Annotated in this window: 14 protein-coding genes; 10 read left to right on the forward strand and 4 right to left on the reverse strand. The window is 56.5% G+C overall.

Translation table 11 applies throughout. The features are described 5' to 3' along the window. Positions 1-57 precede the first annotated feature (57 nt). The 3 genes from Q0M74_RS09780 (at position 58) to Q0M74_RS09790 (ending at position 5,354) form a co-directional block, all read left to right on the forward strand. On the forward strand, positions 58-666 hold the full coding sequence (locus Q0M74_RS09780) for a TIGR03085 family metal-binding protein (RefSeq protein ID WP_293953894.1): 609 nt from the start codon (positions 58-60) through the stop codon (positions 664-666). Between the two features lie 236 nt (positions 667-902). Beyond that, entirely contained in the window at positions 903-3,833 is a 2,931-nt protein-coding gene (locus Q0M74_RS09785) for a DNA translocase FtsK (protein ID WP_293953916.1), read from the forward strand. A gap of 363 nt (positions 3,834-4,196) precedes the next feature. Further along, positions 4,197-5,354 carry a TerC family protein gene (locus tag Q0M74_RS09790; protein ID WP_293953896.1) on the forward strand — a complete coding sequence of 386 codons (1,158 nt, stop codon included), beginning with the start codon at positions 4,197-4,199 and terminating at the stop codon, positions 5,352-5,354. Positions 5,355-5,430: 76 nt separating this feature from the next. Here Q0M74_RS09790 and Q0M74_RS09795 read toward each other — a convergent pair whose 3' ends face one another. Continuing rightward, positions 5,431-5,724 carry a YciI family protein gene (locus Q0M74_RS09795; RefSeq protein ID WP_293953898.1) on the reverse strand — a complete coding sequence of 98 codons (294 nt, stop codon included), beginning with the start codon at positions 5,722-5,724 and terminating at the stop codon, positions 5,431-5,433. 220 nt (positions 5,725-5,944) lie between these two features. On the opposite strand from Q0M74_RS09795, the gene pgsA reads away from it, so the two are divergent. From pgsA to Q0M74_RS09820, 5 genes are all read left to right on the forward strand, one after another. Next, positions 5,945-6,547, forward strand: coding sequence for a CDP-diacylglycerol--glycerol-3-phosphate 3-phosphatidyltransferase (gene pgsA / locus Q0M74_RS09800; protein ID WP_293953918.1), 603 nt, complete (start codon positions 5,945-5,947; stop codon positions 6,545-6,547). 3 nt (positions 6,548-6,550) lie between these two features. Next, positions 6,551-7,081 carry a CinA family protein gene (locus Q0M74_RS09805; protein ID WP_293953900.1) on the forward strand — a complete coding sequence of 177 codons (531 nt, stop codon included), beginning with the start codon at positions 6,551-6,553 and terminating at the stop codon, positions 7,079-7,081. A 57-nt stretch (positions 7,082-7,138) separates the two neighbouring features. Beyond that, positions 7,139-7,462, forward strand: coding sequence for a helix-turn-helix domain-containing protein (locus Q0M74_RS09810; protein WP_293953920.1), 324 nt, complete (start codon positions 7,139-7,141; stop codon positions 7,460-7,462). Positions 7,463-7,646: 184 nt separating this feature from the next. Further along, positions 7,647-8,483, forward strand: coding sequence for a PspA/IM30 family protein (locus Q0M74_RS09815; RefSeq protein ID WP_293953902.1), 837 nt, complete (start codon positions 7,647-7,649; stop codon positions 8,481-8,483). Positions 8,484-8,630: 147 nt separating this feature from the next. Further along, the gene (locus Q0M74_RS09820) at positions 8,631-8,804 is read left to right on the forward strand and encodes a hypothetical protein (protein WP_293953904.1); all 174 of its coding nucleotides are present in this window, start codon (positions 8,631-8,633) and stop codon (positions 8,802-8,804) included. Between the two features lie 72 nt (positions 8,805-8,876). Here the strand turns inward: Q0M74_RS09820 and Q0M74_RS09825 are convergent, their stop codons facing one another. The 3 genes from Q0M74_RS09825 to Q0M74_RS09835 form a co-directional block, all read right to left on the reverse strand. Beyond that, positions 8,877-9,488: an energy-coupling factor transporter transmembrane protein EcfT gene (locus Q0M74_RS09825; protein WP_293953906.1), complete on the reverse strand. Its 612-nt coding sequence runs from the start codon at positions 9,486-9,488 to the stop codon at positions 8,877-8,879. Next, the gene (locus Q0M74_RS09830) at positions 9,488-10,177 is read right to left on the reverse strand and encodes an energy-coupling factor ABC transporter ATP-binding protein (protein ID WP_293953908.1); all 690 of its coding nucleotides are present in this window, start codon (positions 10,175-10,177) and stop codon (positions 9,488-9,490) included. The genes Q0M74_RS09825 and Q0M74_RS09830 overlap by 1 nt, the downstream gene beginning before the upstream one ends. An 80-nt stretch (positions 10,178-10,257) precedes the next feature. Further along, entirely contained in the window at positions 10,258-10,860 is a 603-nt protein-coding gene (locus Q0M74_RS09835; RefSeq protein ID WP_293953910.1) for a biotin transporter BioY, read from the reverse strand. A gap of 97 nt (positions 10,861-10,957) precedes the next feature. Here Q0M74_RS09835 and Q0M74_RS09840 point away from each other — a divergent pair, with 97 nt between their 5' ends. Both Q0M74_RS09840 and recA read left to right on the forward strand, forming a co-directional pair. Continuing rightward, entirely contained in the window at positions 10,958-11,173 is a 216-nt protein-coding gene (locus Q0M74_RS09840) for a DUF3046 domain-containing protein (RefSeq protein WP_293953912.1), read from the forward strand. A 248-nt stretch (positions 11,174-11,421) separates the two neighbouring features. Further along, on the forward strand, positions 11,422-12,160 hold a 739-nt coding region (gene recA / locus Q0M74_RS09845), incomplete at its 3' end, for a recombinase RecA (protein ID WP_293953914.1).

Consider the following 12,160-nt stretch of genomic DNA (forward strand, 5'->3'; position numbering starts at 1 on the left):
GTTTCCCGCTTTGATGAGCCCCAGCCAAAACACAGAAATGTGCCTAGGCTGGGGTTCATGAATTTTTCCACCAGTGAACGAACCGCCCTTGCACAACTCCTGCTAGCCAAGGGCCCGGATGCCCCGACATTGTGCGGGGAGTGGACCACTCGTGACCTGGCGGCACACCTGTGGGTGAGGGAGCATGGATTACCCGGTGGGAATCGGGTGGAGACCGCTACTGAACAGGCCCTCGCCCGTCCCTATGGGGAGCTGGTGGAGGATTGGGCACAAGGCCCACGGGGTGTTAATCCATGGCGTGTCCTTGACCCGGTGGTCAATGGCATTGAACACTTCATTCATCACGAAGATGTGCGCCGTGGGGACTTGGCTCCCGGTGATGTGCTTGATAAGCGATCACTGCCGGCTAGCCACGAGAACTATCTCCACCGGGCCTTGAAGTTGGCTGCCGGCCGTGCGATCACCTCAGATCGCCCGGTGATTCTGGCGCCCACCGGTCAGCCCAGGGTGGTCGCCAACGATAAACCTGGGGTCACCCGCGATGGGGCAGCCGTGGTGCGTATCGACGGCCACGTCGGTGAGATCATCCTGTGGCTCTTCGGACGTGATGTGGTGGATCTTGAGATCTCTGGTGATGATTCCGCGGTGGAGAGGACAAAACTCTAGTAAAGTTCGCTGCTGAAAAATTTGCAGATTTTCACCACCTATCGCGTGGTGCAGCTGTGAATAGTGTGGTTGGTGCGACTAGTGTGGAGGCCATGACTGTCAGAAACGGCGCACCTAAACGGGGAAGCTCACGATCAACCGGGAAGTCGACGGGACCTAAAACAACCGCCTCAACCCGGAGGACCAAGCCGACACCGAGGTCAGGTGGAGCTGAAACAACAGCCTTCACCACCTCGATGACCGCACGCCGCGCTGCCGATACCTCCGAGGAGAGGACCGGCAGCGCATTTCGTGCTGTGGGAACAGGTATTGGAAGCCTTTTTTCCGCCACCGCCGGTGGCCTGGGCAAGATGACCCGGTCCATCGGTGAACTGACACGCCGCCGTGATGATGATTTTGATGACGACTTCAATGATGATTTCAAGGAGGAGATCTCAACGAAACCCCAGGCCCGTACCTCCGGTCGGCGCCGCAGCAAGGCAGTGATCGACGAAGAGTTCCATGAGGACCTTGATGAATCACCCCGTGAGTCTTCGTGGCACCGTGCAGGTACCTACATGGATGATCATGCTGACGGCATTGCGCTAACCCTCATCGGTGTCGCCATTGTTCTTGGTGCAGCGGTGTGGTTCAGCATCGGGGGTCCGATTGGAACCTTCATCGCTGATATCGTGCACCTCACCATCGGTGCCGGCGCATGGATTCTCCCGGTATTACTCATCGGTGCAGCTGTTGCCCTGATGCTCAATTACACCCCGAACCCTGAATCCCGGGGGAGGGTGAGTATTGGTGCGGCGATCATCATCCTCTGCATGTTCGGACTGATCCACCTCTTTGCCGGTAACCCGGTGGAGTGGGCTGGTCGGAAGACCGCAGGTGGTGCCATCGGAGCATGGGTGGGCACCCCGTTGGAGCTTGGTTTCAGTGTCTATCTGGCCATCCCGATCCTCTTCCTGGTTCTCTTCTACGGAGCGTTGAAAACCACGGGTATTTCCATTCGCGAGTTTGGTGAATTCATCGGAAGCTTCTTCGGATTCGGGGGCAGCTCTGATGATTATGACGAGGAAGATGACGACCTCTACGGCCATGTGGAACATGAACTGGAGCAGCGTTCCTCCGGACGTGCTCTGCCCAAGCCGGAACCACGTGAGCCCCGCGAACCTCGTGTAACTCCGCGTCGCACTACCTCAACCCCACGCCGTGCTGCCGCCTCCCTCGAGCGTTACCCGGCAGATGAACCTGATGCGAAGCTGACGGAGGCGTCGGCAAGCGGTGCGGCCTCCCTGTTCTCAAAGCCGGAGCGGGCTAAGCCTTCAGTGACGGAAACAGATGAGTTTCCCGCAGTGACGGAAGCTGTTGCCAAGGCTGCAACCCGGGCTGTTCCTGCCGCACCTGTGCCATCAGCACCACAGTCGACGACACCACCACAGGATGCCGTTGCGGCATCACGGGAAAGTGTTCGACAGGCGATCATCCAGCGTTCCGGAATGGATCCGACTGGAACAGTCCCAGAAACAGATAATGGGGCAGGAGAGGAGGATCCAGCCATCACCATCAGTGATGGGGACAGTAACTATGTTCTGCCGAGTGCAAATCTGCTCATCCCCGGCGAACCGGCCAAGACCCGTTCTGAGACCAATGACCGCATGATTGAGGCCATCACCGACGTCTTCCGCGAGTTCAATGTGGATGCCACGGTGACCGGTTTCTCCCGTGGACCGACAGTAACTCGCTATGAGATTGAGCTGGGCCCTGGCGTCAAGGTCTCGAAGATTACCAACCTGCAGTCCAATATCGCCTATGCCGCAGCGACTGAGAATGTCCGCCTCCTGACCCCGATCCCCGGTAAATCCGCCGTGGGTATCGAGGTGCCCAACTCTGACCGCGAGATGGTCCGCCTGGGTGATGTCCTCAATGCACCGGCAACGGTGGACAACAAAGACTCCATGCTGGTCGGGCTGGGCAAGGACATTGAAGGCGATTTCGTGTCCTACTCCGTGCAGAAGATGCCACACTTGTTGGTCGCCGGTTCCACCGGTTCCGGTAAATCTGCATTCGTGAACTCCCTGTTGGTTTCCCTGCTCACCCGCGCCAACCCGGATGAGGTCCGTCTGATCCTGGTTGACCCGAAGATGGTGGAATTAACCCCCTATGAGGGCATCCCCCACCTGATCACTCCGATCATCACCCAGCCGAAGAAGGCAGCCACAGCTCTGCAGTGGTTGGTGGAGGAGATGGAACAGCGCTACATGGACATGAAACAGACCCGCGTGCGCCACATCAAGGACTTCAACCGCAAGATCAAATCAGGAGAGATCGAGACCCCGCTGGGGTCTAAACGGGAATACCGTGCCTACCCGTACATCGTGTGTGTGGTGGACGAGCTTGCCGACCTCATGATGACTGCGCCGAAGGAGATCGAGGAATCGATCGTGCGCATCACCCAGAAGGCCCGTGCCGCAGGTATCCACCTGGTGCTGGCCACCCAGCGTCCATCGGTGGATGTGGTTACCGGCCTGATCAAGACCAATGTGCCTTCACGTCTGGCCTTTGCCACCTCATCCCTGACTGACTCCCGAGTTATCCTCGACCAGGGTGGTGCGGAGAAGCTGATCGGTATGGGTGACGCACTCTTCATCCCCCAGGGCGCCGGCAAGCCACAGCGTATCCAGGGTGCCTTTGTCACCGATGAGGAAATCCAGGCCGTTGTGGAGGCCGCCAAACTCCAGAGCCAGCCCAACTACATTGACAGTGTCACCGAGGACAAGGCCAGTGATGCCAAGAAGATTGATGCGGACATCGGCGATGATCTGGATGATCTCCTGGAAGCCGTCGAGCTGGTCGTTACCTCCCAGATCGGTTCGACCTCGATGCTGCAGCGTAAACTGCGCATCGGTTTTGCCAAGGCCGGCCGTCTGATGGACCTCATGGAAACCCGCGGGGTGGTGGGGCCTTCCGAAGGTTCCAAGGCCCGTGAGGTTCTGGTCAAGCCTGAGGAATTGGAAACCATCATCTGGATGCTCAAGGGCGCTGACCCTGCTGATGCCCCTAAGGAAGAACAGTGGGGTGATGACGGATTTGCAGAACCCGTCGGGAAATCTGATGATGAAGAGGGAAACGGCGGTGTTTCCGTGGTCAAGGCGAACCCTTCCGGAGGAGTCTTCTAGGGAAGTCTCTGCAAAGATCACAGAGCCGGGATCTCTCTCACCAGGGATTCCGGCTCTTTGTCTTGCCTTGCAGCTCTTTCACCTGACGTCGAGCAATGCGTAGCAACGTCTGGCAGAGATGGAAAAGGCAGGTGCCATACCTGTTACCGCTGGCGTGAAAGGGCTGCCTGGTATATAGTGACCTTCCATATGGAGGGGAGTACCCCGTCTACGACATTGATCGTCAACACGGCAATCAGCATTTTCTCTACCCGTTGTAGGGAAAATGTGTGGTTCCCGGTCATGTCGGCCCACTGATTTTTCACAGGGTGGGGGAGACCTCCGGTTCTTTAACCACTACCAAGAACCGGAGGTTCTTTTTTCATGGAAGTTAACTTGACAGTCTGGTTGATCACCGGCGCGGTGATCCTCGGCTTCTTCATCTTCGATTTCTACTCCCACGTGCGCACTCCTCACGAGCCCACCCTGAAGGAATCAGCCTGGTGGAGCGTGTTCTACGTGGCTCTCGCCACTGCCTTCGGCGTGTTCCTCTGGTTCGCCTGGGCTGAGCCGGGTAACCCGCACCAGCACGGTATTGAGTACTTCACCGGTTATGTCACCGAGAAAGCACTCAGTGTGGATAACCTGTTCATCTTCGCGCTGATCATGGGTTCCTTCAAGATCCCGAGGAAGTACCAGCAGAAGGTTCTGCTCATCGGTATCGCCATGGCACTGGTCTTCCGCCTGGTATTCATCCTCGCAGGTGCTGCGGTCATCGAAGCCTGGTCCGATGTGTTCTACATCTTCGCTATCTGGCTGATCTACACCGCTGTGAAGCTGCTCTGGGATGAGATTCGGGATACCCCGGAAACCGACCCGAACGACATGTTCATCATCAAGATGCTGCGCAAGGTCATTCCGGTCACTGAGGGCTACCACGGTGACAAGCTCACCCACCGCGTAGCTGGCAAGCTGAGCCTGACCCCACTGTTCGTGGCGATCGTCTCCATCGGCATGGTTGACCTCATGTTCGCCCTGGACTCCATCCCAGCCATCTACGGCATCACCGAAGAGCCTTATATCGTGTTCACCACCAACGCATTCGCACTGCTGGGTCTGCGTCAGATGTACTTCCTGCTTGACGGACTACTGGACCGCCTGGTGTACCTGCCTTATGGCCTGGGAATTATCCTTGCGTTCATCGGTGTGAAGCTGGGACTCCACGCACTCCACGAGAACAACCTGCCGTTCATCAACGGTGGCGAGAACGTCGCTGTGTTTGAGGTGGACACCGTCTGGTCCCTGTTCTTCATCGTGGGCGTCCTCGTGATCACCGTGGTAGCTTCCATGATCAAAAACAAGCGCGATGAGAACATGGGTGGCATTCCACCGAAGTGGAACGCCGCCAAGCACCAGGGCGATACCTGGCCAACCGGTGAAGAAAACAACACAGAAGGTGTTGTGAAGTCAGTCGACACCGATGCCGCGGATGACCCGCGCACGGGTAGTGCTCCGGCGACAAACCGGGAAAATAATATCTAGCCCTTCCTGAGATGAAAACCGGGGTGCAACCTTTCAAGGTTGCACCCCGACTGTTTCTATCAGTGGACTATTTTTATTACTCCCCGAAAGACTTGATCACCGGGTTCCATACCCGGATCGAACGGTTTTCCAGAGCGCCTTCACTGTGGAAGGGGTCGCCGTTGATCAGAGCCTCTGCATCAGCGAGGGTGGAACCATCCTCCAGTTCAAGGACGATGAGGGCACCGCCATCACCATCAGTGAAGGGACCGGAGCCAACGATGTGACCCTTGTCCTTCAGACCTGAGATGAATTCCCGGTGGGTTGGGCGCAGGTCGGTGATGATGTCACTGTCGGGGCTGTATGTGTAGGTAACTGCAAAATAGGTCATGGTGTCTGATTCTAGGCAAAAAGATGGCGGGTTGAAGTTTGTAGTCCTTCCAGTACCTTGAGTTGAACCCTGAGGAAGGCGCCAGGTTTTCCCTCAGGTGGTCTCGAGATTGTTCAAACTAGTGAGACGGGTAGGCTGTTAAACCGTGAGTGATGTTTCAGCAGGCGCTTCGGGCGCATCCGATGGACAGTCCAACCCCAAGTCAGATACCCAGGCAGATATGCAGGGCAAGGCACCCGGGGTTAGTAGCTCTCCGCAGGCTTCGCAACAGGTTGAGAAGCCATCGAATTGGAACCTGCCCAATTTCCTGACCAGTCTGAGGATCATTGTGATCCCATTGTTTGCCTGGCTGACGCTGGAAGGCAATGCGGAGAATAATTCCTTCGCCTGGTGGGCACTGGTGGTCTTTGTACTGCTGATGATCACCGACAAACTGGATGGCGATATCGCCCGCGCCCGTGGGCTGGTGACGGACTTTGGCAAGATTGCTGATCCCATCGCGGATAAAGCCCTGATGACTACAGCCTTTGTCTGCTTCAACATTATCGGCATCCTGCCCTGGTGGGTAACCGGTTTGATTGTTCTGCGTGAATTTGGCATCACCATCTGGCGTGTCTTCCAGCTCCGTCAGGGCAATGTGGTCCCGGCCAGCAAGGGTGGCAAGGTGAAGACTGTCCTGCAGACACTTGCCGTGGCACTGTACCTGTGCCCGCTGCCGGAATGGATGAATATTCCAAGCCAGGTGGTCATGTACGCAGCGCTGTTTGTGACAGTGTTCACGGGAGTGCAGTACATCATTGATTCCAGGAAAACCCAGGCTTAAACCATGTCCAGCGCACCTCAGTTACTCACAGTGCTGACGCAGGCAGGACAGACCATATCCTTCTGTGAATCCCTCACGGCAGGATTGGCAGCCGCCACCTTCGCTGACACCCCTGGCGCCTCAGGTGCCCTGCGCGGTGGCCTTGTCACCTATGCGACGCAACTGAAGGTTGAGCTTGCAGGGGTGCCCCGGGAAGTCGTCGATAAGCACGGGGTGATCTCGCCCCAGTGTGCTGAGGCGATGGCGCTCGGTGCACAACAACGGTGCACCTCTGACTGGGCGGTGTCACTGACCGGAGTGGCAGGCCCAGACCCCCAGGACGGCCATCCGGTCGGGGAGGTCTGGATCGGTGTTGCCGGGCCGGATGGGCACGTTGAATCCATTGAGGTGTTTACTGAGCAGGAACGTTTAGACTTGACCGAACTCGTGAGGAAGAATGCTACGAGGGGACGCATGCATATCCGAATTGCTGCAGTTGAGCGTTGTTTTGAGATCTTATTAACAAGGGTTTCCCAGTTCCTTGAGTCTCAATGACTCAATTCGGAAAGTGAACTGGGAACAAATTCGAGGGAAAGAGAGTTGAACCTAGTGATGGTTACTTACACAGCCCTTCTCGATAAGCCAATAACCGAGGCTGCCACGCGGACCGCTCCTGAGCCACTTCTTCGTGAGGCCCTTGGTGCAGCACTACGTTCATTCCGTGCGGATAAAGGAATCACCCTTCGTGAGCTGGCAGAAGCATCTCGCGTCTCGCCCGGTTATCTCTCAGAATTGGAGCGCGGACGCAAAGAGGTCTCCTCGGAGCTTCTCGCCTCGGTGTGCCACGCACTGGGTGCCAGCGTCGCCGATGTCCTCATTGAGGCAGCAGGCTCCATGGCAGTTCAGGCTGCCCAGGAAGATCTGGCCCGCGTTTAATAATTTTATGTTCCGGATCTCTCTGGCAGCAGGAACATGGCCGGTGTGATCCGCACTTTGTGGTGACATATAGCTACTATGGGTGAAAGTATGCGTTTGATGCCGACCAGGCCACCTGCGGCATGCTAGAAATAGAGACAGCGAATTTACCTGTTTAAGAATTTTAGGAAGGCTCAACTTCAACATGGCTAATCCATTTTCCAAGGCATGGAAGTACCTGATGGCTCTGTTCGACTCCAAGATCGAGGAGAACGCAGATCCGAAGGTACAGATCCAGCAGGCCATTGAAGATGCACAGCGCCAGCACCAGGAGCTGTCTCAGCAGGCAGCAGCGGTCATTGGCAACCAGCGTCAGCTGGAGATGCAGCTGAACCGCCGTCTCGCGGAGATTGAGAAGCTGCAGGGCAACACCCGCCAGGCACTTCAACTTGCCGACAAGGCCCGGGCTGAAGGTGACGTTAAGAAGGCTACTGAGTATGAAAACGCCGCTGAGGCATTCGCTGCTCAGCTGGTCACCGCGGAGCAGTCCGTGGAAGATACCAAGCAGCTCCATGACCAGTCCCTTCAGCAGGCGGAACAGGCTAAGAAGGCTGTTGAGCGTAACTCCATGGCACTGCAACAGAAAGTTGCCGAGCGCACCAAGTTGCTCAGCCAGCTGGAGCAGGCCAAGATGCAGGAGAAGGTTTCCGACTCCCTGAAGTCCATGAACTCCATGACGGCATCCGGTAACACCCCGAACTTGGATCAGGTCCGTGAGAAGATCGAGCGTCGTTACGCCAACGCGCTGGGTCAGGCGGAACTGGCACAGGATTCCGTGGAAGGCCGCATGGCTGAGGTTGAGCAGGCAGGCATCCACATGGCCGGCCACTCTCGCCTTGAACAGATCCGTGCTGAGATGGCCGGTGGCAACCAGATCTCAGGCGGTCAGCCACAGGGTTCCATTGAGTCCAGCAACGCTACCTCTAATGTCACCGATGATGCTGTTGCACAGCGTATGCGTGAACTACGCGGCGAGGCATAACGCCAGCTGTTAAGAGAGCAAGACAAGAGCTGCTCCCCGTCCCCAAGAGGTCCTTATAGAAGGAGTCTGGGGAGGGGGAGCAGCTCTTATATCTAGAGGGCTTGAGTCGATATGTTGATGTAGGGAGTTAAAAGAATGCCAGGAATAATGTCAGTTTTTGGTCTTCTGTTTGCGTTGTTGCCCCTTTTTCTGCTGGCCTGGATTGGCTTCCGAGTCCATTACATCCTCCAGGAACTCCGGGAGATCCGCATGCACCTGGCAGAGAACGCTGCAGATAGGGGCGTGGGCGGGGTTGCAGGAGGAGATGTCGCACAACCCTAGTCAGCTTGCCGATACCTGAGGCTCTCCCCAGAGGCCTCTGGGCGCTTGGAGCGCTAGTTGCCAGTAGAGTAACTAGTCACCGGCTCCGCGGGCCAGAAGAGCATCGCCGATGTTACGGGCACGCCGGATAGAGCGGATCAGCACCGGGGTACCAAAGGCCACGATGGAAAAACCAGCTCCGCGGGCTTTGCGGGCATCTAGCACCTCGCCCACGGTTGCCAACTGCAGCGGGATCAATCGGATCGTCAGGGAAATAGCCAGGGTGATGCTTTCCACGGGAACTCCAAAGCGTTCGAAGGGCAGGAGCATCTTCTCCACAGCTTCCATCAGTGCCTCAAGCCGGGTGGTCAGTGTCAGGAGCATCGCAGCCATCACCGCCGAGAAGATCACCAACACGGTGGTCGCCGCAAATGCCGGCCCCCGCTGCCACCACTGGAAAGCACCCAGCACCAAGAGAACCGGTAAGACCGGCCACCACTGGTTCCAGGCGAGACCCAGGGGAATTCTGGCAATCAGATAGAGACATGCCACGAAGATGACCAGGGCACCAGCTGCCAGAGGCGTTGTGGTCAGGATGGTTCCACCGATGATGAAGATCAACAGCAGGGGGAACTTCCAGAGCGCTGGCATGCGGTGGATGGGGGAGTTGGAGGCCACGTACACGCCCATGGGGAGACTGTGCATCACACTGACTCCCTCATCAATTCCACATAGTGATTGATGGTTTCTTCAGGGGGTCCATCCGCAGCAATCCGGTGGTTATCAATGCACACCACCCGGTCAAAGTCGGAGAGAAAATCCAGATCATGACTGACCACAATCAATTGTTGTGGCAGGGAGCGGAACACCTCCCGGATGAGCATCCGGTTTTTCAGATCCAGCAGAGTGGTGGGTTCATCGGCGATGATGAGCTCGGGTTCAAGGATTAGTACCGCGGCAAGAGCCAAGAGTTGTTTTTGCCCACCTGACAGCGTGTGGGGGGACTGATCTGCATGTTGGGTCAGATTGAAACGTTCCATCACCTGATCTACACGGAGAGCTTTTTCTGCGCGGGGCATTTTATGTCGCCGCAGGGAAAAGGCGATGTCTTCTCGCACAGTCGGCATCACAATCTGGTTTTCTGCATCTGAGAAGACAAAACCGACCTTCTTGCGGATCTGGCGCCCATTGCGGGCGACCTCAACTCGATCAATCAGGACACGGCCACCGGTGGGATCACCCAGACCATTGATCATCCGGATCAGGGTTGATTTTCCACCACCGTTGGCGCCGATGATGCCGATTCGACGCTCACGGAGAGTCAGTGAAATTGGTTCCAGTACTCGGACATCGTCATAGGACGCTTCCGCGGAGTCGAAGATTATCTCGGGCATATGTAGTGATTCTATGAACATTCTTGTGAAAAGGTGGCATTGAGTGGACGTGGTGGGCCTAATGGCATGCCCAAAACTGGTTATCTGCGACGCAGGTCTGGGAAGGCTGCGTGAACCCCTACGGCGATAGCCACCATGACGGCGAATTTTCCGAGGTCCGGGAGGACAAATGGAACCTGCGAAATGGTTGCCTCTGTCAGGCTCAGTCCTGCACGGAAGGTCAGGCCGATGATGCCTGAAGCGTACTGAGTCAGCAGGCCTGCAAGAGCAGCGAGTCCGAAGACCAGGAACATACCGGCACCCTTTTTCTTTGGTGCACGGTAGGCGATGATGCCTGTGACAAAAGCGGAAATCAGGTATCCGAAGATATAACCGACGGTCACGCCGGCCAGCGCGACAATGGTGCTCTTTCCTCCTGCCAGAACAGGAAGGCCAATCATGCCGAGTCCGAGGAAGAGGAGAACAGTGAGTGAGCCGCGTCGTCCACCGAGAACCAGGCCGGCGAGAACTACAGCGGCATTCTGGAGCACGATCGGGACACCGGCAGTGCCAATTGGAATCTGGACAAAGGCCAGTACGATGATCAGTGCTGCGAAAACAGCAATGAGGGCGATATCCTGTAAACGATTCCTAGAGGAACCAGAGGTGCGGGTAGGTCTCGTTGAGACAGCGTCAGTTTGCATGCCGAAATTATACAACTGAACACTGTTCAACAAGCAAGTAGCATGTTTTGAACAGTGTTCAATCGGGGGTGGCTGGGCTACCTGTAGAATCGTCTGCATGCGTTTATCAGAGTTTCGACAGCTGATTGAGGATGAGTTTGGGGATTCCAGAGGGGAGTGGATCACACATTCCCATGTTCTCGGAACCTTTGGACGGACCGCGGATGACGCCATCGAGTCCGGGAAGGACCTCCGAGAGGTGTGGCTCCAGCTCTGTGACGATTTTGGGATCCCCGAGGAGCGCCGGTTGGGGCGCGAGCAGCCAGGCTTCTGAGAGTTCGGAAAACACCGTTCTAAAATTCGTGTTCGAACAATTGTGCGTGTAAAGTGTGTCTGGAGCGCAAAAGAATCCGGTTGGTGTTCTAGGATTCCACCACAGACGAAAAAATTCAGTTCTGCAGGGACCCAAACCGTGTCTATCGGGGTCTAACAGAGTAGATCTGGAAAAACTCCACTTTCAAAGTTTCAAGGGGAGTGATCCCCGCCAACTTTTAAGAAAATTCAAGGAACAGGACAATAACAATGGCTCCAAAGAAGACCACCAAGGCAGCCTCCAGGGGCGATGACCGTCAGAAGGCACTGGATGCTGCACTGGCTCTTATTGAAAAAGATTTCGGTAAGGGCGCAGTGATGCGCCTCGGCGATGAGAATCGCCCTCCCATCCAGGTGATCTCCTCCGGTAATACGGCCATTGATATTGCACTGGGTATTGGTGGTTTCCCCCGTGGCCGAGTTGTCGAGGTCTATGGTCCGGAATCCTCCGGTAAGACCACCGTCGCCCTCCATGCGATCGCACAGGCTCAGAAGGCCGGCGGCATTGCAGCTTTCGTTGATGCTGAGCACGCACTTGATCCAGACTATGCCCGCAAGCTCGGCGTTGACACCGATGCACTGTTGGTCTCCCAACCGGATACCGGTGAGCAAGCGCTGGAGATCGCGGACATGCTTGTCCGCTCCGGAGCCATTGACATCATTGTCATCGACTCGGTTGCAGCCCTGACCCCGAAGGCGGAGATCGAGGGAGAAATGGGTGACAGCCATGTTGGTCTGCAGGCACGTCTCATGTCCCAGGCGCTTCGTAAGATGACCGGTGCGCTGTATAACTCTGGCACCACCGCCATCTTCATCAACCAGCTGCGCGAGAAGATCGGCGTGATGTTCGGTTCACCGGAAACCACCACCGGTGGTAAGGCCCTGAAGTTCTACGCCTCCATCCGCCTGGATGTCCGTCGCATCCAGACTCTGAAGGATGGTCAAGATG

The organism is uncultured Corynebacterium sp. (assembly GCF_945649885.1).
Lineage (GTDB): Bacteria > Actinomycetota > Actinomycetes > Mycobacteriales > Mycobacteriaceae > Corynebacterium.

What these genes read in the sequence shown, in the direction of transcription:
- pgsA (WP_293953918.1), top strand. Translation starts at nt 5,945, where the DNA reads ATGCAGGGCAAGGCACCCGGGGTTAGTAGCTCTCCGCAGGCTTCGCAA.
- Q0M74_RS09835 (WP_293953910.1), bottom strand. Translation starts at nt 10,860, where the DNA reads ATGCAAACTGACGCTGTCTCAACGAGACCTACCCGCACCTCTGGTTCC.
- Q0M74_RS09840 (WP_293953912.1), top strand. Translation starts at nt 10,958, where the DNA reads ATGCGTTTATCAGAGTTTCGACAGCTGATTGAGGATGAGTTTGGGGAT.
- Q0M74_RS09780 (WP_293953894.1), top strand. Translation starts at nt 58, where the DNA reads ATGAATTTTTCCACCAGTGAACGAACCGCCCTTGCACAACTCCTGCTA.
- Q0M74_RS09795 (WP_293953898.1), bottom strand. Translation starts at nt 5,724, where the DNA reads ATGACCTATTTTGCAGTTACCTACACATACAGCCCCGACAGTGACATC.
- Q0M74_RS09825 (WP_293953906.1), bottom strand. Translation starts at nt 9,488, where the DNA reads ATGCACAGTCTCCCCATGGGCGTGTACGTGGCCTCCAACTCCCCCATC.
- Q0M74_RS09820 (WP_293953904.1), top strand. Translation starts at nt 8,631, where the DNA reads ATGTCAGTTTTTGGTCTTCTGTTTGCGTTGTTGCCCCTTTTTCTGCTG.
- Q0M74_RS09785 (WP_293953916.1), top strand. Translation starts at nt 903, where the DNA reads ATGACCGCACGCCGCGCTGCCGATACCTCCGAGGAGAGGACCGGCAGC.
- Q0M74_RS09790 (WP_293953896.1), top strand. Translation starts at nt 4,197, where the DNA reads ATGGAAGTTAACTTGACAGTCTGGTTGATCACCGGCGCGGTGATCCTC.
- Q0M74_RS09830 (WP_293953908.1), bottom strand. Translation starts at nt 10,177, where the DNA reads ATGCCCGAGATAATCTTCGACTCCGCGGAAGCGTCCTATGACGATGTC.
- Q0M74_RS09805 (WP_293953900.1), top strand. Translation starts at nt 6,551, where the DNA reads ATGTCCAGCGCACCTCAGTTACTCACAGTGCTGACGCAGGCAGGACAG.
- Q0M74_RS09815 (WP_293953902.1), top strand. Translation starts at nt 7,647, where the DNA reads ATGGCTAATCCATTTTCCAAGGCATGGAAGTACCTGATGGCTCTGTTC.
- Q0M74_RS09810 (WP_293953920.1), top strand. Translation starts at nt 7,139, where the DNA reads ATGGTTACTTACACAGCCCTTCTCGATAAGCCAATAACCGAGGCTGCC.